This window comes from Enterobacter sp. AC1, from assembly GCF_050434705.1.
Taxonomy (GTDB): Bacteria; Pseudomonadota; Gammaproteobacteria; order Enterobacterales; family Enterobacteriaceae; genus Enterobacter; species Enterobacter cloacae_L.
Genome location: NZ_JBNDIZ010000009.1, coordinates 13,822 through 33,551 on the forward strand (window position 1 = coordinate 13,822; position 19,730 = coordinate 33,551).

Consider the following 19,730-nt stretch of genomic DNA (forward strand, 5'->3'; position numbering starts at 1 on the left):
AGGTAAAGAACACTCTGCAAAATATAAGATTCGTAAGACGGTGCGGAAATGAGTTCGGCAGTCCGTCTATAACAAAATGCCTGGAGGCAAAGCATGGAGATGTTGTCTGGCGCGGAAATGGTCGTTCGGTCACTGATCGATCAAGGCGTGAAGCAAGTGTTCGGCTACCCTGGCGGTGCGGTCCTTGATATTTATGATGCGCTTCATACGGTAGGGGGCATTGACCATGTTCTGGTTCGTCACGAGCAGGCGGCGGTACACATGGCTGACGGCCTGGCGCGTGCAACGGGTGAAGTGGGCGTAGTCTTAGTCACGTCTGGTCCCGGCGCGACAAACGCCATTACCGGCATTGCCACGGCGTATATGGACTCTATCCCGCTGGTGATCCTCTCCGGGCAGGTGGCGACCTCACTGATTGGCTACGACGCGTTTCAGGAATGCGACATGGTCGGGATTTCGCGTCCCGTTGTGAAGCACAGCTTCCTGGTCAAGCAAACCGAAGACATCCCTGGCGTGCTGAAAAAAGCCTTCTGGCTGGCGGCAAGCGGGCGTCCGGGACCGGTGGTGGTCGATCTACCCAAAGATATACTGAACCCGGCAAACAAGCTGCCTTATGTCTGGCCGGAGTCGGTGAGCATGCGTTCTTACAACCCAACCACGCAGGGCCATAAAGGTCAGATCAAGCGTGCGTTGCAAACGCTTCTGGCAGCCAAAAAACCGGTCGTCTATGTTGGCGGCGGGGCGATCAATTCTGCCTGTGAAGTCCAGCTGCGTGAACTGATTGAAAAGCTGAACCTTCCTGTTGCGTCGTCGCTGATGGGGCTGGGGGCGTTTCCCGCCACCCACCGTCAGGCGCTGGGTATGCTGGGTATGCACGGTACCTATGAAGCCAACATGACGATGCACCATTCTGATGTGATCTTTGCCGTTGGCGTGCGTTTTGACGATCGCACCACTAATAACCTGGCGAAGTACTGCCCGAACGCCACCGTGCTGCACATTGATATCGATCCCACATCCATTTCAAAAACGGTGTCGGCGGATGTGCCAATCGTCGGTGATGCCCGACAGGTTCTGGAGCAAATGCTGGAGCTGCTGGCCCAGGAGAGTGCAACCCAGCCGCTGGATGAGATCCGCGACTGGTGGCAGCAGATTGAACAGTGGCGTGCGCGCCAGTGTCTGAAATATGACACGCAAAGCGAAAATATTAAGCCGCAGGCGGTTATCGAAACCGTGTGGCGACTGACGAAGGGTGAAGCGTATGTGAGCTCAGACGTGGGTCAGCACCAGATGTTTGCCGCTTTGTATTACCCGTTTGATAAACCGCGACACTGGATCAACTCAGGTGGTTTAGGAACGATGGGCTTTGGTCTGCCCGCCGCGCTGGGCGTGAAGCTGGCGCTGCCGAATGAAACCGTCGTCTGCGTAACCGGTGATGGCAGTATCCAGATGAACATTCAGGAGCTCTCTACCGCGCTGCAGTATGAACTGCCCGTTCTCGTGCTGAACCTGAATAACGGCTACCTCGGTATGGTGAAGCAGTGGCAGGATATGATCTATTCTGGCCGTCATTCACAGTCATATATGAAATCGCTGCCGGATTTTGTTCGTCTTGCTGAAGCTTACGGCCATGTTGGCATGCGGGTGACCGATCCGGCCGAGCTGGAAACGAAGCTCGCAGAAGCGCTTGAGCACGTTAAAAACAAACGCCTCGTCTTTATGGATGTGATTGTTGATGGAACCGAACACGTTTATCCGATGCATATTCGTGGTGGTGGTATGGATGAAATGTGGTTAAGCAAAACGGAGAGAACCTGATATGCGCCGGATATTATCTGTTTTACTGGAAAACGAGTCTGGCGCACTGTCGCGCGTCATTGGGCTTTTTGCGCAGCGCGGCTACAACATTGAAAGCCTGACAGTCGCCCCGACGGAAGACCCAACGCTGTCGCGCATGACGATCCAAACCGTCGGCGACGCCAAAGTGCTGGAGCAGATTGAGAAACAGCTGCATAAGCTTGTCGACGTGCTGCGCGTGAGCGAACTGGGGCAGGGGGCCTACGTTGAACGTGAGGTCATGCTGGTGAAAATTCAGGCCAGTGGCTACGGGCGTGAAGAAGTCAAACGCAATGCGGATATTTTCCGCGGACAGATTATCGACGTCACGCCTTCTCTTTATACGGTTCAACTGGTCGGGACAAGCGACAAGCTGGATGCCTTCCTGGCGTCCGTGCGGGATGTAGCAAAAATTGTTGAGGTGGCGAGATCGGGTGTAGTGGGTCTCTCACGCGGCGAGAAAATTATGCGTTAGTTGTCAAAAAGGTTCGCCTCTTTCTGCCCGGTTACCAAAGCCGGGCTTTTTTTTTGCGTAATCAGCCGACAACGCAGATAAAAGCGGTTGCCGCGGAGGCTTTTCTGCGTTTAGATGTTAAAAGATTTAACCATAACCTTGACAGGGCCATGGACTCTTTTCTTTTTTTAAGGGGCAATTGTGAAACTGGATGAAATCGCCCGGCTAGCCGGCGTGTCACGAACAACGGCCAGCTATGTGATTAACGGTAAAGCAAAGCAGTACCGTGTCAGCGATAAGACCGTTGAAAAAGTTATGGCGGTGGTTCGTGAACATAACTACCATCCGAATGCTGTCGCAGCCGGCCTGCGTGCCGGGCGCACCCGCTCTATTGGTCTGGTGATCCCGGACCTGGAAAACACCAGCTATACCCGTATCGCCAACTATCTTGAACGTCAGGCGCGCCAGCGCGGCTATCAATTGCTGATTGCCTGCTCGGAAGATCAGCCGGATAACGAGATGCGCTGCATTGAGCATCTGCTCCAGCGTCAGGTGGATGCCATTATCGTGTCGACCTCCTTACCGCCAGAGCATCCGTTCTACCAGCGCTGGGCGAACGACCCGTTCCCGATCGTTGCGCTGGATCGCGCGCTGGACCGCGAGCATTTCACAAGCGTTGTGGGTGCCGATCAGGATGACGCAGAAATGCTGGCCGCAGAGCTAAGAACGTTCCCGGCGGAAACCGTGCTTTATCTTGGCGCGTTGCCTGAGCTTTCGGTGAGCTTCCTGCGTGAGCAGGGCTTCAGAACTGCCTGGAAAGACGATCCGCGCGAGGTTCACTACCTCTATGCCAACAGCTACGAGCGAGAAGCCGCTGCGCAGCTGTTCGAGAAATGGCTGGAAACGCACCCGATGCCTCAGGCACTGTTTACCACCTCGTTTGCGCTTTTGCAGGGCGTGATGGATGTGACCTTGCGCCGCGAAGGTAAACTCCCTTCCGACCTGGCCATCGCCACTTTCGGGGATAACGAGCTTCTCGACTTCCTCCAGTGCCCGGTACTGGCGGTAGCACAGCGTCACCGTGACGTGGCTGAACGCGTACTGGAGATTGTGCTGGCGAGTTTGGATGAACCCCGTAAACCGAAGCCGGGCCTGACGCGTATCAAACGCAATCTTTACCATCGCGGAATTTTAAGCCGTCATAAATGAAAATGACCGGGGCGGCGAAATCTGCCCCCGTTTTGCCGCAATAATTCGTATGAATAATTCCCGGAGAGAAATTAGGATAATTCTTGAGGGGTCATAGTCACCTAATTTCTTAATTCGTTTTGGCTTCTAAATTGTTCTTTAAAGAACGCCTGAGCAATTTTAAACGGCTATTTTTGTATTATTTTGTTACAAACCCTCTCCGGTCGATGAATATTCAGACGTTTTTCCTCCTGCTTTGCCAGCTAACACGGCAACCGCCGCGCTTACCGGGGGTCTGAGTGAATCTGGCGCTGTTATCCCCTGAGAATCTGTCATAAAATGCTGCCCGCGTCGCAAACTGACACTTTATATTTATCTGCGATGAAATTGAGTGAGCTTTAACGCTAGTGTGCATATTCGGTTTTTTTCTTACAAATATTCATAACGTTAATTTTGCCTCGCCAGTTGTGCAGTTATTAGCCAGGACTGTTTATCTCTGTAAATAGAGGGCTTCCGGGTCCTTACAGGGAGAGTCCTGGCTTGACAAGCTTTTCCCTCGCTCCGTAAACTCCTTTAGGTGGGAATTTGTGGGTTAAAGTGGTGAGGAGGGGTGAGACTGGCATGTTCCGTGGAGCTACGTTAGTCAATCTCGACAGCAAAGGGCGTTTATCGGTACCAACCCGATACCGCGACCAGCTGATTGAGAACGCTGCGGGTCAAATGGTTTGCACCATTGACATTAACTCCCCCTGCCTGCTGCTTTACCCCCTGCCTGAATGGGAAATTATTGAGCAAAAGCTGTCGCGACTGTCGAGCATGAACCCGCAGGAACGCCGCGTGCAGCGGTTGTTATTGGGACATGCCAGTGAATGTCAGATGGATAACGCAGGGCGATTACTGATTGCGCCTGTGTTACGGCAACATGCCGGTCTGACCAAAGAAGTGATGCTGGTCGGGCAGTTCAACAAGTTTGAACTGTGGGATGAAACGACCTGGTATCAACAGGTCAAGGAAGATATCGACGCTGAGCAGTCTGATTCCGCGACATTATCGGAACGGCTGCAGGACTTGTCTCTATAAATATGATGGAAAATTATAAACACAAAACGGTGTTACTGGACGAGGCCGTTAACGGCCTGAATATTCGTCCGGATGGCATCTACATTGATGGCACTTTTGGTCGCGGTGGTCACTCGCGTTTAATTCTCTCCCAGCTTGGAGAGGAAGGACGTCTGCTGGCAATCGATCGCGATCCGCAGGCGATTGCCGTTGCGCAGACCATCAATGACCCACGCTTTTCCATCGTGCATGGACCTTTCTCTGCGCTCGCGGAATATGTTGCCGAGCGCGGCCTGACGGGCAAGATCGACGGGATTCTTCTCGATCTTGGCGTCTCTTCACCTCAGCTTGATGATGCTGAACGCGGCTTTTCCTTTATGCGCGATGGTCCGTTGGATATGCGAATGGACCCGACGCGCGGTCAGTCAGCCGCCGAGTGGTTACAGACCGCAGACGAAGCGGATATTGCATGGGTAATCAAAACCTTTGGCGAAGAGCGCTTTGGCAAACGTATTGCGCGCGCCATCGTTGAGCGCAACCGCATTGAGCCAATGACCCGCACCAAAGAGTTGGCCGAGGTGATCGCGGCGGCGACGCCGGTGAAGGATAAGCACAAACATCCCGCGACCCGTACCTTCCAGGCGGTTCGCATCTGGGTAAACAGTGAACTGGAGGAAATAGAGCTGGCGCTAAAAAGCTCGCTCGACGTGCTGGCCCCGGGTGGGCGGTTATCTATCATCAGCTTCCATTCGCTGGAGGACCGTATTGTGAAACGCTTTATGCGTGAACAAAGCCGCGGTCCACAGGTGCCAGCGGGGCTGCCGATGACGGAAGAACAACTCAGGAAGCTGGGTGGCCGTCAGTTGCGAGCATTAGGCAAGTTGATGCCGGGCGAAGAAGAAGTGGCAGAGAATCCACGCGCCCGTAGTTCAGTGCTGCGTGTTGCAGAGAGGACGAACGCATGATCGGCAGAGTGACAGAGACCCTAAGCAAAGTTAAGGATTCGTTAGGAAGCAACGAGCGCCATGCCTTGCCTGGCGTGATCGGCGACGATCTTTTGCGGTTTGGGAAACTGCCACTCTGTCTGTTCATTTGCATCATTGTCACGGCGGTTACGGTGGTGACTACGGCGCACCATACACGTTTATTGACTGCGCAACGCGAGCAGATGGTACTGGAACGCGATGCGCTGGATATTGAATGGCGAAATCTGATCCTTGAAGAAAACGCGCTCGGCGATCACAGCCGGGTTGAACGGATCGCAACGGAAAAGCTGCAACTGCAGCATGTTGATCCTTCCCAGGAAAATATCGTAGTACAAAAATAAGGGAAATCGCGACGCATGAAAGCAGCGGCAAAAACGCTTAAACCAAAACGTCAGGAAGAACAGGCCAACTTTATCAGTTGGCGTTTTGCGTTGCTTTGCGGCTGCATTTTACTGGCACTGAGTTTCCTGCTGGGACGCGTGGCCTGGTTGCAAATCATCGCCCCTGACATGCTGGTCCGCCAGGGTGACATGCGCTCTCTGCGTGTCCAGGAGGTCTCCACCTCCCGTGGGATGATCACCGACCGCTCTGGCCGTCCGCTGGCGGTGAGTGTGCCGGTAAAAGCCATATGGGCTGACCCGAAAGAGCTGCACGACGCCGGAGGCATTACGCTTGATAACCGGTGGAAGGCGCTTGCGGATGCACTGAAGATGCCGCTGGACCAGCTGGCTTCACGCGTGAATACGAACCCGAGAGGGCGTTTTATCTATCTGGCACGTCAGGTGAATCCTGACATGGCGGACTACATCAAAAAATTGAAGCTACCGGGGATTCATCTGCGTGAGGAATCACGTCGTTACTATCCATCCGGCGAAGTGACTGCTCACCTCATTGGCTTTACCAACGTCGATAGCCAGGGGATTGAGGGCGTTGAAAAAAGCTTTGATAAATGGCTCACCGGCCAGCCCGGTGAGCGCATTGTGCGTAAAGACCGCTATGGTCGCGTGATCGAAGATATTTCCTCAACGGACAGCCAGGCCGCACACAACCTTGCACTGAGTATTGATGAGCGGTTACAGGCACTGGTATACCGCGAACTGAACAATGCCGTGGCCTTCAACAAAGCGGAATCGGGCAGTGCCGTGTTAGTTGATGTCAACACGGGTGAAGTGCTGGCGATGGCCAATAGCCCGTCCTACAACCCTAACAATCTTACCGGTACGCAGAAGGATGTTATGCGTAACCGTACCATCACCGACGTGTTCGAACCGGGTTCGACCGTGAAGCCGATGGTGGTCATGACGGCACTTCAGCGCGGTATCGTCAATGAAAACACCGTACTGAATACCATTCCTTACCGAATTAACGGCCACGAAATCAAAGACGTGGCGCGCTACAGCGAATTGACCCTGACCGGGGTGTTACAGAAGTCGAGTAACGTCGGTGTTTCAAAGCTGGCGTTAGCGATGCCGTCCTCAGCGTTAGTAGAGACTTACTCACGTTTTGGGCTTGGAAAGGCGACCAATTTGGGGTTGGTCGGAGAACGCAGTGGCTTATATCCTCAAAAACAACGGTGGTCTGACATAGAGAGGGCCACCTTCTCTTTCGGCTATGGGCTAATGGTAACCCCGTTACAGTTAGCGCGAGTCTACGCAACGATTGGCAGCTATGGCGTCTATCGCCCGCTGTCTATCACCAAAGTTGATCCACCGGTTCCGGGCGAGCGTATCTTCCCGGAATCCACCGTTCGTACCGTGGTACATATGATGGAAAGCGTGGCGCTGCCGGGCGGCGGCGGCGTGAAGGCGGCAATCAAAGGCTACCGCATTGCCATTAAAACCGGTACAGCGAAAAAAGTGGGGCCAGACGGCCGCTACATCAACAAATACATTGCCTATACCGCAGGCGTTGCGCCTGCAAGCAATCCGCGTTTTGCGCTGGTGGTCGTGATAAACGATCCACAGGCGGGTAAATACTACGGCGGCGCCGTCTCCGCGCCTGTGTTCGGGGCTATCATGGGCGGCGTACTGCGCACCATGAACATCGAACCGGATGCGCTGGCGACGGGCGAAAAAAGTGAATTTGTAATTAATCAAGGCGAGGGTACAGGTGGCAGATCGTAATTTGCGCGACCTTCTCGCTCCGTGGGTGCCAAATGCACCGGAGCGAGCACTGCGAGAGATGGTACTGGACAGCCGGGCGGCTGCTTCTGGCGATCTTTTTGTGGCGGTGGTCGGTCATCAGGCGGACGGGCGTCGTTATATCCCGCAGGCGATTGCGCAAGGTGTTGCTGCCATTATTGCTGAGGCCAAAGATGAGGCAACCGACGGTGAGATCCGTGAAATGCACGGCGTGCCGGTTATCTATCTCAGCCAGTTAAACGAGCGTCTTTCAGCACTGGCGGGACGTTTCTATCACGAACCCTCCGACCAGCTGCGTCTGGTTGGCGTGACGGGGACAAACGGAAAAACGACCACCACGCAGCTGATGGCGCAATGGGCCCAGCTGCTGGGAGAAACCGGCGCGGTCATGGGTACCGTGGGTAACGGCCTGCTGGGTAAAGTAAGCCCGACGGAAAACACCACCGGCTCTGCGGTTGACGTGCAGCACGTGCTTGCTGGTCTTGCAGGGCAGGGGGCAACCTTTGCGGCGATGGAAGTTTCTTCGCACGGTCTGGTTCAGCATCGCGTAGCGGCACTGAAGTTTGCCGCCTCTGTGTTTACCAACCTGAGCCGCGATCATCTTGATTATCATGGTGATATGGAGCATTACGAAGCCGCGAAATGGCTACTCTACTCCACGCACCATTACGGACAAGCCATTATCAACGCCGACGACGAAGTCGGTCGCCGCTGGCTGGCAAACCTGCCGGACGCGGTTGCGGTGTCGATGGAAGATCGAATTAACCCGAACTGCCATGGCCGCTGGCTGAAGGCCGTTGACGTTAACTATCACGACAGCGGGGCGACGATTCGCTTTGACTCTTCATGGGGAGAAGGCGAAATCGAAAGCCGCCTGATGGGCGCGTTTAACGTCAGTAACCTGCTGCTGGCGCTGGCGACGCTGCTGGCGCTGGGTTATCCGATGGCTGAACTGCTGAAAACCGCCGCGCGTTTGCAGCCGGTTTGTGGCCGTATGGAAGTGTTCAGCGCACCGGGCAAGCCGACCGTCGTGGTCGATTACGCCCACACGCCGGATGCGCTGGAAAAAGCGCTTGAGGCGGCGCGTCTGCACTGCACCGGTAAACTCTGGTGCGTGTTTGGCTGCGGCGGCGATCGCGACAAAGGCAAGCGTCCATTGATGGGCGCCATTGCAGAACAGTTCGCCGATATCCCGGTTGTCACCGACGACAACCCGCGTACGGAAGAGCCCCGCGCCATCATCAATGACATTCTGGCAGGCATGCTGGACGCGGGCCGTGCTCGCGTGGTGGAAGGCCGCGCGGAAGCCGTGACCAACACGATCATGCAGGCCCAGGAGAATGATGTTGTCCTGCTGGCGGGTAAAGGACATGAAGATTATCAGATTGTTGGCAATCGCCGTCTGGACTACTCGGACCGCGTAACGGCAGCACGTCTGCTGGGAGTCGTGGCATGATTAGCCTCTCATTAAGCCAGGCCGCTGAAATCCTGCAGGGTGAGCTGCACGGTCAGGATCTGACCATTGATGCGGTGACGACGGATACCCGCAAAGTGACGGCGGGTTGTCTGTTTGTGGCGCTGAAAGGCGAGCGTTTTGACGCGCATGATTTTGCGGAAAACGCCAAAGAAAATGGCGCCGGTGCGCTGCTGGTCAGCCGCAGGCTCGACACCGACCTGCCGCAGATTGTCGTGAAAGATACGCGTCTTGCATTTGGTGAGCTGGCTGCCTGGGTTCGTCAGCAGGTGCCGACTCGCGTCGTCGCCCTGACCGGGTCATCAGGCAAAACGTCCGTGAAAGAGATGACGGCGGCGATCCTCAGCCAGTGCGGCAATACGCTCTATACCGCGGGCAACCTCAATAATGATATCGGCGTGCCGATGACATTACTTCGCCTGACCAAAGAGCATGAATTCGCAGTGATTGAGCTAGGGGCAAACCACCAGGGCGAAATTGCCTGGACCGTAAGCCTGACTCGCCCGGAAGCGGCGCTGGTGAATAACCTGGCGGCTGCGCATCTGGAAGGGTTTGGCTCGCTGGCCGGCGTGGCAAAAGCGAAAGGTGAGATTTACACGGGTCTTCCCGCTGACGGCATTGCCATTATGAATGCCGACAACAATGACTGGCTGAACTGGCAGAGCATCATTGGCTCGCGTAAAACCTGGCGCTTCTCGCCGAATGCGGCCAACAGTGATTTTACCGCGACCAATATCCATGTGACGTCACAGGGTACGGAATTCACGCTTACTACCCCAACAGGTGACGTAGACGTGCTTTTACCGCTTCCGGGCCGCCATAACATTGCCAACGCTCTTGCGGCGGCGGCGCTGTCGACGGCGGTGGGTGCGTCGCATGAGGCGATTAAAAACGGGCTGGCAAATCTGAAAGCCGTGCCGGGGCGCCTGTTCCCAATCCATCTTGCTGAAAACAAACTGCTGCTGGATGACTCCTACAACGCGAACGTTGGCTCAATGACGGCGGCGGTGCAGGTGTTATCTGAAATGCCGGGCTACCGCATCATGGTGGTCGGCGATATGGCAGAGCTGGGCGACGAAAGTGAAGCCTGTCACACCCAGGTGGGTGAAGCGGCGAAAGCGGCGGGGCTGGACTGTGTACTGAGCGCAGGAAAACTGAGCCAGGCGATTAGCCATGCGAGCAGCGTTGGCGAACATTTTGCCGATAAAGCCGCGTTGATTGAGCGCCTTAAGGCATTAATTACAGAAAAACAAATTGTGACAGTGTTAGTGAAAGGTTCACGTAGTGCCGCCATGGAAGAGGTTGTGCACGCATTACAGGAGAACGGGACATGTTAGTTTGGCTGGCCGAACATTTGGTCAAATATTATTCAGGCTTTAACGTCTTTTCCTATCTGACGTTTCGCGCCATCGTCAGCCTGCTGACTGCGCTGTTCATCTCGTTGTGGATGGGCCCGCGCATGATTGCCCGTCTGCAAAAACTCTCTTTCGGTCAGGTTGTGCGTAACGACGGTCCGGAATCGCACTTCAGCAAACGCGGCACGCCGACCATGGGCGGGATTATGATCCTGACCGCGATCGTCGTTTCCGTACTGCTGTGGGCATACCCCTCCAACCCGTACGTCTGGTGTGTCCTGACGGTACTGGTGGGGTACGGGATCATCGGTTTTGTTGATGATTACCGCAAAGTCGTACGCAAAGATACCAAAGGTCTGATTGCCCGCTGGAAGTATTTCTGGATGTCAGTGATCGCGCTGGGCGTGGCCTTTGCGCTGTATCTGGCAGGCAAAGACACGCCAGCTACCGAGCTGGTCGTGCCGTTCTTTAAAGACGTAATGCCGCAGCTGGGGCTGTTCTACATCCTGCTGGCGTACTTTGTGATCGTCGGTACCGGTAACGCCGTCAACCTCACTGACGGTCTGGATGGCCTGGCCATTATGCCAACCGTCTTTGTGGCCGCTGGTTTTGCTCTGGTGGCATGGGCGACAGGTAACATGAACTTTGCTAACTACCTGCACATTCCTTACCTGCGTCATGCGGGTGAGCTGGTGATCGTCTGCACGGCGATTGTTGGTGCGGGGCTGGGCTTCCTGTGGTTCAACACCTATCCGGCGCAGGTCTTTATGGGTGACGTCGGTTCACTGGCATTGGGCGGCGCGCTCGGCATCATTGCCGTTCTGCTGCGTCAGGAGTTCCTGCTGGTGATCATGGGCGGCGTGTTTGTGGTTGAAACCCTGTCGGTGATTCTGCAGGTCGGCTCCTTCAAGCTGCGCGGTCAGCGCATCTTCCGTATGGCGCCGATTCACCACCACTATGAACTGAAAGGCTGGCCGGAGCCGCGCGTGATTGTGCGCTTCTGGATTATTTCGCTGATGCTGGTGCTGATTGGCCTGGCAACGCTGAAGGTACGTTAATCATGGCAGATTACCAGGGCAAAAAAGTCGTTATCATCGGGTTAGGCCTCACGGGGCTTTCCTGCGTGGACTTTTTCCTCGCACGCGGCGTAACGCCGCGGGTGATGGATACGCGTGTCTCTCCGCCGGGTCTGGACAAACTGCCGGAACAGGTTGAACGCCACCTGGGTGGTCTGAATGATGACTGGCTGCTGTCAGCCGATCTGATTGTCGCAAGCCCGGGTATGGCGCTGGCGCATCCTTCACTGAGCGCTGCCGCGGATGCAGGCGTTGAGATTGTCGGCGATATCGAGCTGTTCTGCCGCGAAGCGCAGGCACCCGTTGTCGCGATTACCGGTTCTAACGGCAAAAGCACCGTCACTACCCTGGTGGGTGAGATGGCAAAAGCCGCAGGCATGAACGTAGGGGTAGGCGGCAATATCGGCCTGCCCGCGCTGATGCTGCTGGACAAAGGTTGTGAGCTGTATGTCCTTGAGCTTTCAAGCTTCCAGCTGGAGACAACCTCCAGCCTCCATGCTGCCGCTGCGACGATCCTCAACGTGACTGAAGATCATATGGACAGGTATCCCTTTGGTTTGCAGCAGTATCGAGCCGCTAAGCTGCGCGTTTATGAAAATGCAAAGGTCTGCGTTGTTAACGCTGATGACGCGCTGACCATGCCGGTGCGCGGCGCGGACGAGCGCTGCATCAGTTTTGGCATCACCATGGGCGATTACCATCTGAACCGTCAGCTGGGCGAAACCTGGCTGCGCGTGAAGGGTGAGAAAGTGCTGAACGTGAAAGAGATGAAACTCTCTGGTCAGCACAACTATACCAATGCCCTGGCGGCGCTGGCGCTGGCGGATGCCGTAGGGCTGCCGCGCTCTTCCAGCCTGAAGGCGTTGACGACGTTTTCCGGGCTGGCGCACCGTTTTCAGCTGGCGCTGGAGCATAACGGCGTGCGCTGGATTAACGACTCCAAAGCCACCAACGTGGGAAGCACGGAGGCCGCGCTGAACGGCCTGCACGTTGACGGTACTCTGCATTTACTGCTGGGCGGCGACGGTAAATCAGCCGATTTCTCCTCCCTGAAGCCCTATCTCTCCGGAGATAACATCCGTCTGTACTGCTTTGGCCGTGACGGTAGCGAGCTGGCTGAACTGCGCCCTGACGTTGCAGAGCAAACCGAAACCATGGAACAGGCGATGCGGCTGATTGCCCCTCGCGTGAAGCCTGGCGATATGGTGCTGCTCTCTCCGGCGTGTGCCAGCCTCGATCAATTCAAGAATTTCGAACAGCGTGGTGATGTCTTTACCCGCCTGGCGAAGGAGTTAGGCTGATGCGTTTATCTCTCCCTCGCCTGAAAATGCCGCGCCTGCCAGGGTTTGGGATCCTGGCATGGCTGTTTGCGGCACTCAAAGGCTGGGTGATGGGCTCTCGTCAAAAAGATAACGACAGCCTGATCATGTACGATCGCACGCTGTTCTGGCTCACGATGGGGCTGGCAGCGATCGGTTTTATCATGGTGACGTCGGCTTCAATGCCCGTTGGGCAGCGTCTGGCGAACGATCCTTTCCTCTTTGCCAAGCGTGATGGCCTGTACATCATCCTGGCGTTCTGTCTGGCGCTGATCACCTTGCGTCTGCCAATGGAGTTCTGGCAGCGGCACAGTACGGCGATGCTGATTGCCTCAATCATCATGCTGCTGATCGTACTGGTGGTGGGGAGCTCCGTTAACGGGGCATCCCGCTGGATCGCCTTTGGCCCGCTGCGTATTCAGCCGGCGGAATTTACCAAGCTCTCCCTGTTCTGCTACCTGGCTAACTACCTGGTGCGTAAAGTGGATGAGGTGCGTAACAACCTGCGCGGCTTCTTAAAACCGATGGGCGTGATTCTGGTGCTGGCGGTGCTACTGCTGGCACAGCCTGACCTCGGTACCGTTGTCGTGCTGTTCGTCACCACTCTGGCCATGCTGTTCCTGGCGGGCGCGAAGCTGTGGCAGTTCATTGCGATTATCGGAATGGGCATTTCGGCGGTTGTGCTGCTGATCCTCGCCGAGCCTTACCGTATTCGCCGTGTGACCTCGTTCTGGAACCCGTGGGAAGACCCGTTCGGCAGCGGTTATCAGCTGACGCAGTCGCTGATGGCTTTTGGCCGCGGTGAAGTCTGGGGCCAGGGGCTGGGTAACTCGGTACAGAAACTGGAGTATTTACCGGAAGCCCATACCGACTTCATCTTCTCCATTATTGCGGAAGAACTGGGTTATATCGGTGTGGTATTAGCGCTATTAATGGTATTCTTCGTCGCTTTCCGCGCCATGTCCATCGGCCGGAAAGCGCTGGAGATCGATCACCGCTTCTCAGGCTTCCTGGCCTGCTCAATTGGTATCTGGTTTAGTTTCCAGGCATTGGTTAACGTCGGGGCCGCAGCGGGCATGCTGCCGACCAAAGGTCTGACGTTGCCGTTGATCAGTTATGGTGGTTCCAGTCTGTTGATTATGTCGACGGCCATCATGCTGTTGTTGCGCATAGATTATGAAACGCGTCTGGAAAAAGCCCAGGCGTTTACACGAGGTTCACGATGAATCAACCGAAGCGGTTAATGGTGATGGCAGGCGGTACCGGCGGACACGTGTTCCCGGGGCTGGCGGTTGCGCACCATTTAATGGATCAGGGCTGGCAGGTACGCTGGCTGGGAACCGCAGACCGCATGGAAGCCGACCTGGTACCGAAGCACGGTATTGAGATCGACTTTATCCGTATTTCTGGCCTTCGTGGTAAAGGCCTCAAGGCAATGCTGCTGGCGCCGGTGCGGATTTTTAACGCCTGGCGTCAGGCGCGCACCATCATGAAGCGCTTTAAGCCCGATGTGGTGCTGGGCATGGGCGGCTATGTCTCGGGTCCTGGTGGGCTGGCAGCGTGGTCGTTAGGTATTCCCGTCGTGCTGCATGAGCAGAACGGTATTGCCGGTCTGACCAACAAGTGGCTGGCGAAAATCGCCACCAAAGTCATGCAGGCGTTTCCCGGCGCGTTCCCGAAAGCGGACGTGGTCGGTAACCCGGTGCGTGTGGACGTGCTGGCGCTGCCGCTGCCGGATGCTCGTCTGACGGGCCGTGCGGGGCCGGTTCGTGTGCTGGTCGTCGGCGGTTCTCAGGGCGCGCGCATTTTAAACCAGACGATGCCGCAGGTCGCTGCAAAGCTGGGAAATGCCGTAACCATCTGGCATCAGAGCGGTAAGGGCGCTCAGCAAACCGTTGAGCAGGCTTACGCCGAGGCGGGGCAGCCGCAGCATAAAGTTACCGAGTTTATTGATGACATGGCCGCCGCGTACGCCTGGGCCGATGTCGTCGTTTGTCGCTCAGGGGCGCTGACGGTGAGCGAGATCGCTGCCGCCGGTTTACCTGCCCTGTTTGTGCCGTTCCAGCACAAAGACAGACAGCAGTACTGGAATGCGCTGCCGCTTGAGAAAGCCGGTGCAGCGAAAATTTTTGAGCAGCCACAATTTACCGCCGACGCGGTCGCCACCACCCTGGCGGGCTGGAACAGAGACGTATTGCTGGAGATGGCAGAACGCGCACGCGCGACCGCTATCCCTGATGCGACGGAACGGGTGGCAAAAGAAGTGAGCCTGGCAGCCCAGGCTTAACCCTCGCAGCGCGTGAAGCGCGGCACGAATTTTTAAGTAGTCGATGGCGTTTAGAGAATGAATACACAACAACTGGCAAAACTGCGTTCAATCGTGCCCGAGATGCGTCGCGTCCGGCACATTCACTTTGTTGGCATCGGTGGTGCTGGCATGGGCGGTATTGCCGAAGTGTTAGCTAACGAAGGCTATCAGATCAGCGGGTCTGACCTGGCGCCAAACCCTGTTACGCAGCAGCTGGCGTCGCTTGGGGCGACTATCTATTTCAACCATCGCCCGGAAAATGTGCGCGATGCGAGCGTGGTGGTGGTATCAAGCGCCATCTCCTCTGACAACCCGGAAATTGTTGCCGCGCATGAAGCGCGCATTCCGGTGATCCGCCGCGCGGAAATGCTGGCGGAACTGATGCGTTTCCGCCACGGCATTGCCATTGCCGGGACTCACGGTAAAACCACGACCACGGCGATGGTTTCCAGTATTTATGCGGAAGCGGGTCTTGACCCAACGTTCGTCAACGGTGGTCTGGTAAAAGCCGCAGGCGTTCATGCACGTCTGGGGCACAGTCGTTATCTGATTGCAGAAGCGGATGAAAGCGATGCGTCGTTCCTGCACCTGCAGCCGATGGTGGCAATTGTCACTAATATCGAAGCTGACCATATGGATACCTACCAGGGTGACTTCGAGAACTTAAAGCAGACCTTTATCAACTTCCTGCACAACCTGCCGTTCTATGGACGCGCGGTGATGTGTGTAGACGATCCGGTGATCCGCGAGCTACTGCCGCGCGTGGGTCGTCAAATCACCACTTATGGCTTCAGTGAAGATGCTGACGTCCGCGTGGAAGAGTACAAACAGATTGGCGCGCAGGGACATTTCACGCTGGCGCGCCAGGACAAAGAGCTGCTGCACGTAACGTTGAATGCGCCTGGGCGTCATAACGCCCTTAACGCCGCAGCTGCCGTTGCCGTTGCGACGGAAGAAGGCATTGATGACGACGCGATCCTGCGCGCGCTGGAAAGCTTCCAGGGGACCGGGCGTCGTTTCGACTTCCTCGGTGAATTCCCGCTTGACGCCGTAAACGGTAAAGCCGGGACCGCTATGCTGGTGGACGACTATGGTCACCATCCAACCGAAGTGGATGCCACCATTAAAGCCGCCCGTGCAGGCTGGCCTGACAAGAATCTGGTGATGGTCTTCCAGCCGCACCGCTACACGCGTACGCGCGATCTGTATGACGATTTTGCCAGCGTCCTGTCACAGGTCGATATCCTGTTAATGCTGGATGTTTACGCCGCAGGTGAGGCGCCGATTCCGGGGGCAGACAGCCGTTCACTGTGTCGTACCATTCGCGGACGCGGTAAAGTTGACCCTATTCTGGTTTCTGACCCGGCTCAGGTGTCGGAAATTCTGGCTCCGGTCCTGACAGGTAACGATTTGATTCTGATTCAGGGTGCGGGAAATATCGGCAAAATCGCCCGTACCTTATCTGAAATCAAGCTGAAGCCGCAAACCCAGGAGGATGAGCATCATGGCTGATAAGATTGCTGTCCTGTCTGGCGGCACCTCCGCAGAGCGTGAGGTTTCCCTGAATTCCGGCGCTGCGGTGCTGGCGGGCCTGCGTGAAGGGGGCGTCAATGCGCACCTGGTCGACCCAAAAGAGGTCGACGTTACGCAATTAAAGGCGCTCGGCTTTGATAAAGTCTTTATCGCTTTACATGGCCGCGGCGGTGAAGACGGAACTCTGCAGGGGCTTCTGGATTTAATTGGCATGCCATACACCGGTAGCGGCGTGATGGCATCCGCTATTTCAATGGACAAACTGCGCAGTAAGCTGCTTTGGCAGGGCGCGGGATTACCGGTTGCGCCGTGGGTGGCACTGACGCGTCGCGAATTTGAATTGGGCCTGCCGGATAGCGTTAATACTCGCATTGCTGAACTGGGCTTACCGGTTATTGTAAAGCCGAGCCGGGAAGGGTCGAGCGTGGGGATGTCAAAAGTCGACAAAGCTGACGATTTATCCTCCGCTTTAGCGCTGGCATTTCAACATGATGAAGAAGTTCTGATTGAAAAATGGCTCAGCGGGCCGGAATTTACCGTCGCGATGCTTGGTGAAGAAATTTTACCGTCAATCCGTATCCAACCGGCCGGAACCTTCTATGATTATGAGGCAAAGTATCTCTCTGATGAGACGCAATATTTCTGCCCTTGTGGTCTTGATGCTGAGCGTGAAGCGGATTTGCAGTCCCTGGTGCTTAAAGCCTGGCATATTCTGGGTTGCCAGGGCTGGGGGCGCATCGACGTGATGCAAGACAGTGATGGACAATTTTATCTGCTGGAAGCGAATACTTCTCCGGGAATGACCAGCCACAGCCTTGTGCCGATGGCCGCTCGTCAGGCGGGGATGAGCTTCTCGCAATTAGTCGTACGCATTCTGGACCAGGCGGGCTGATATGTCTCAGGCTGCACTGAACACGCGCAACCGCGATGACGAAGAAGAATACGCTTCTTCACGCCGGAGTAATGGAACGCGTCTTGCAGGTATTATTTTCCTGCTCGGGGTGCTGTGCACCGTGTTTATCAGCGGCTGGATGGTCCTGGGCTGGATGGAAGATGCGCAGCGGTTGCCACTTTCTAAGCTGGTCCTAACCGGTGAGCGCCACTACACGCGTAACGATGATATTCGCCAGTCAATTCTGGCGCTGGGATCGCCCGGCACCTTTATGACTCAGGACGTCAATATTATCCAGAGCCAGATTGAACGTCTGCCATGGATAAAACAGGCGAGTGTAAGAAAGCAATGGCCTGATGAATTGAAGATTCATCTGGTTGAATATGTGCCCATTGCGCGTTGGAATGATCAGCACATGGTTGACGTAGACGGAAATTCCTTCAGCGTCCCGGCCGATCGTGTCAACAAGCAAAATTTACCGATGTTGTATGGCCCTGAAGGCAGCGAAAATGAAGTGTTACAGGGTTTTCGCGAAATGGGTCAGGTGCTGGCGAAGGACAGGTTTACGCTAAAAGATGCTGCAATGACGGCGCGCCGTTCCTGGCAGCTGACGTTAACGAACGGCATTAAGCTCAACCTGGGTCGCGGGGACACAATGAAGCGTCTGGCGCGTTTTGTAGAACTTTACCCGGTTTTACAGCAGCAGGCACAGACTGACGGCAAACGGATAAGCTACGTTGATTTGCGCTATGACTCAGGCGCAGCAGTCGGTTGGGAACCGGCTCCGGTCGAGGAACCTAATCAGCAACAGAATCAGGCACAGGTACAGGCAGAACAACAATGATCAAGGCGACGGACAGAAAACTGGTAGTTGGACTGGAGATTGGCACCGCGAAGGTTGCCGCTTTAGTAGGGGAAGTTCTGCCCGACGGTATGGTCAATATCATTGGCGTAGGCAGTTGCCCGTCCCGTGGTATGGATAAAGGTGGGGTAAACGATCTTGAATCGGTGGTGAAATGCGTTCAGCGCGCCATCGATCAGGCTGAATTGATGGCAGATTGCCAGATTTCTTCTGTCTATCTGGCCCTTTCTGGTAAGCACATTAGCTGCCAGAACGAAATCGGTATGGTGCCGATCTCCGAAGAAGAAGTGACGCAGGAAGACGTTGAAAACGTTGTGCATACGGCGAAGTCCGTGCGCGTGCGCGATGAGCATCGCGTGCTGCATGTGATCCCGCAGGAATATGCGATTGACTACCAGGAAGGGATTAAGAATCCGGTCGGTCTTTCTGGCGTACGTATGCAGGCAAAAGTGCACCTGATCACATGTCACAATGATATGGCGAAGAACATTGTAAAAGCCGTTGAACGTTGTGGCCTGAAAGTTGACCAACTTATTTTCGCTGGTCTGGCGGCAAGTTATTCCGTGCTGACCGAAGACGAACGTGAACTGGGCGTCTGTGTGGTCGATATTGGTGGTGGTACAATGGACATGGCCGTGTATACCGGCGGTGCGCTGCGCCACACCAAAGTGATCCCTTATGCCGGGAACGTGGTGACCAGCGATATTGCTTACGCTTTTGGTACGCCACCGAGCGATGCAGAAGCGATTAAAGTGCGCCATGGCTGTGCGCTAGGTTCTATCGTTGGCAAAGATGAAAGCGTTGAAGTGCCAAGCGTCGGTGGTCGTCCACCGCGTAGCCTGCAGCGCCAGACGTTGGCAGAGGTGATTGAGCCGCGCTATACCGAGCTGCTCAACCTGGTCAACGAAGAGATTTTACAGTTACAGGAACAGCTTCGTCAGCAGGGTGTTAAACATCATCTTGCAGCGGGGATTGTATTAACCGGCGGTGCAGCGCAAATTGAAGGTCTTGCGGCCTGTGCACAGCGCGTGTTCCATACGCAAGTGCGTATTGGTGCGCCGCTGAATATCACCGGTTTAACGGATTATGCTCAGGAGCCGTATTATTCAACGGCTGTGGGCCTGCTCCACTACGGGAAGGAATCTCACCTCAGTGGTGAAGCAGAAGTGGAAAAACGCGTCTCAGTGGGGTCGTGGGTCAAACGACTGAACAACTGGTTGCGAAAAGAGTTTTAATTTTTTTAAGAG

General features: G+C 55.5%; 17 protein-coding genes. All 17 read left to right on the forward strand.

Going from position 1 to position 19,730, the window contains the following annotated elements; all coding sequences use genetic code 11:
• Positions 1 to 93: 93 nt before the first annotated feature.
• The 17 genes from ilvI to ftsA all read left to right on the forward strand — a co-directional run bounded on the left by ilvI (position 94) and on the right by ftsA (position 19,718).
• Entirely contained in the window at positions 94 to 1,818 is a 1,725-nt protein-coding gene (gene ilvI / locus M2433_RS20450) for an acetolactate synthase 3 large subunit (RefSeq protein ID WP_429057212.1), read from the forward strand.
• A 1-nt stretch (position 1,819) separates the two neighbouring features.
• Entirely contained in the window at positions 1,820 to 2,311 is a 492-nt protein-coding gene (gene ilvN / locus M2433_RS20455; protein WP_008501994.1) for an acetolactate synthase small subunit, read from the forward strand.
• 180 nt (positions 2,312 to 2,491) lie between these two features.
• The gene (gene cra, locus M2433_RS20460; protein ID WP_014168621.1) at positions 2,492 to 3,499 is read left to right on the forward strand and encodes a catabolite repressor/activator; all 1,008 of its coding nucleotides are present in this window, start codon (positions 2,492 to 2,494) and stop codon (positions 3,497 to 3,499) included.
• 600 nt (positions 3,500 to 4,099) lie between these two features.
• Positions 4,100 to 4,558 (forward strand): division/cell wall cluster transcriptional repressor MraZ, encoded by a 459-nt coding sequence (gene mraZ, locus M2433_RS20465; protein ID WP_021240528.1) that lies wholly within the window; start codon positions 4,100 to 4,102, stop codon positions 4,556 to 4,558.
• Positions 4,559 to 4,560: 2 nt separating this feature from the next.
• The gene (gene rsmH, locus M2433_RS20470) at positions 4,561 to 5,502 is read left to right on the forward strand and encodes a 16S rRNA (cytosine(1402)-N(4))-methyltransferase RsmH (RefSeq protein WP_023310390.1); all 942 of its coding nucleotides are present in this window, start codon (positions 4,561 to 4,563) and stop codon (positions 5,500 to 5,502) included.
• Complete coding sequence (gene ftsL, locus M2433_RS20475) at positions 5,499 to 5,864, forward strand: cell division protein FtsL (RefSeq protein ID WP_008501989.1); 366 nt, start codon at positions 5,499 to 5,501, stop codon at positions 5,862 to 5,864. Before rsmH ends, ftsL begins: the two co-directional genes overlap by 4 nt.
• Before the next feature lie 15 nt (positions 5,865 to 5,879).
• Positions 5,880 to 7,646 carry a peptidoglycan glycosyltransferase FtsI gene (locus M2433_RS20480; protein ID WP_047346345.1) on the forward strand — a complete coding sequence of 589 codons (1,767 nt, stop codon included), beginning with the start codon at positions 5,880 to 5,882 and terminating at the stop codon, positions 7,644 to 7,646.
• Complete coding sequence (murE, locus tag M2433_RS20485) at positions 7,633 to 9,120, forward strand: UDP-N-acetylmuramoyl-L-alanyl-D-glutamate--2,6-diaminopimelate ligase (RefSeq protein ID WP_429057219.1); 1,488 nt, start codon at positions 7,633 to 7,635, stop codon at positions 9,118 to 9,120. The genes M2433_RS20480 and murE overlap by 14 nt, the downstream gene beginning before the upstream one ends.
• Positions 9,117 to 10,475: a UDP-N-acetylmuramoyl-tripeptide--D-alanyl-D-alanine ligase gene (murF, locus tag M2433_RS20490; protein WP_429057221.1), complete on the forward strand. Its 1,359-nt coding sequence runs from the start codon at positions 9,117 to 9,119 to the stop codon at positions 10,473 to 10,475. The genes murE and murF overlap by 4 nt, the downstream gene beginning before the upstream one ends.
• Positions 10,469 to 11,551, forward strand: a complete 1,083-nt coding sequence (mraY, locus tag M2433_RS20495) for a phospho-N-acetylmuramoyl-pentapeptide-transferase (protein WP_008501985.1) — start codon at positions 10,469 to 10,471, stop codon at positions 11,549 to 11,551. The genes murF and mraY overlap by 7 nt, the downstream gene beginning before the upstream one ends.
• 2 nt (positions 11,552 to 11,553) lie before the next feature.
• Positions 11,554 to 12,870 (forward strand): UDP-N-acetylmuramoyl-L-alanine--D-glutamate ligase, encoded by a 1,317-nt coding sequence (murD, locus tag M2433_RS20500; RefSeq protein WP_429057224.1) that lies wholly within the window; start codon positions 11,554 to 11,556, stop codon positions 12,868 to 12,870.
• The gene (gene ftsW / locus M2433_RS20505; protein ID WP_429057227.1) at positions 12,870 to 14,114 is read left to right on the forward strand and encodes a cell division protein FtsW; all 1,245 of its coding nucleotides are present in this window, start codon (positions 12,870 to 12,872) and stop codon (positions 14,112 to 14,114) included. The genes murD and ftsW overlap by 1 nt, the downstream gene beginning before the upstream one ends.
• Positions 14,111 to 15,175, forward strand: a complete 1,065-nt coding sequence (gene murG, locus M2433_RS20510) for an undecaprenyldiphospho-muramoylpentapeptide beta-N-acetylglucosaminyltransferase (protein WP_429057230.1) — start codon at positions 14,111 to 14,113, stop codon at positions 15,173 to 15,175. The genes ftsW and murG overlap by 4 nt, the downstream gene beginning before the upstream one ends.
• Before the next feature lie 57 nt (positions 15,176 to 15,232).
• The gene (gene murC / locus M2433_RS20515; RefSeq protein WP_429057232.1) at positions 15,233 to 16,708 is read left to right on the forward strand and encodes a UDP-N-acetylmuramate--L-alanine ligase; all 1,476 of its coding nucleotides are present in this window, start codon (positions 15,233 to 15,235) and stop codon (positions 16,706 to 16,708) included.
• Complete coding sequence (locus tag M2433_RS20520) at positions 16,701 to 17,621, forward strand: D-alanine--D-alanine ligase (RefSeq protein ID WP_059310632.1); 921 nt, start codon at positions 16,701 to 16,703, stop codon at positions 17,619 to 17,621. Before murC ends, M2433_RS20520 begins: the two co-directional genes overlap by 8 nt.
• A 1-nt stretch (position 17,622) precedes the next feature.
• Positions 17,623 to 18,465, forward strand: a complete 843-nt coding sequence (ftsQ, locus tag M2433_RS20525) for a cell division protein FtsQ (RefSeq protein WP_047346353.1) — start codon at positions 17,623 to 17,625, stop codon at positions 18,463 to 18,465.
• A complete protein-coding gene (ftsA, locus tag M2433_RS20530; RefSeq protein WP_006173845.1) occupies positions 18,462 to 19,718 on the forward strand; it encodes a cell division protein FtsA in 1,257 nt (418 codons plus the stop codon). Before ftsQ ends, ftsA begins: the two co-directional genes overlap by 4 nt.
• The last annotated feature ends 12 nt before the right edge of the window (positions 19,719 to 19,730 follow it).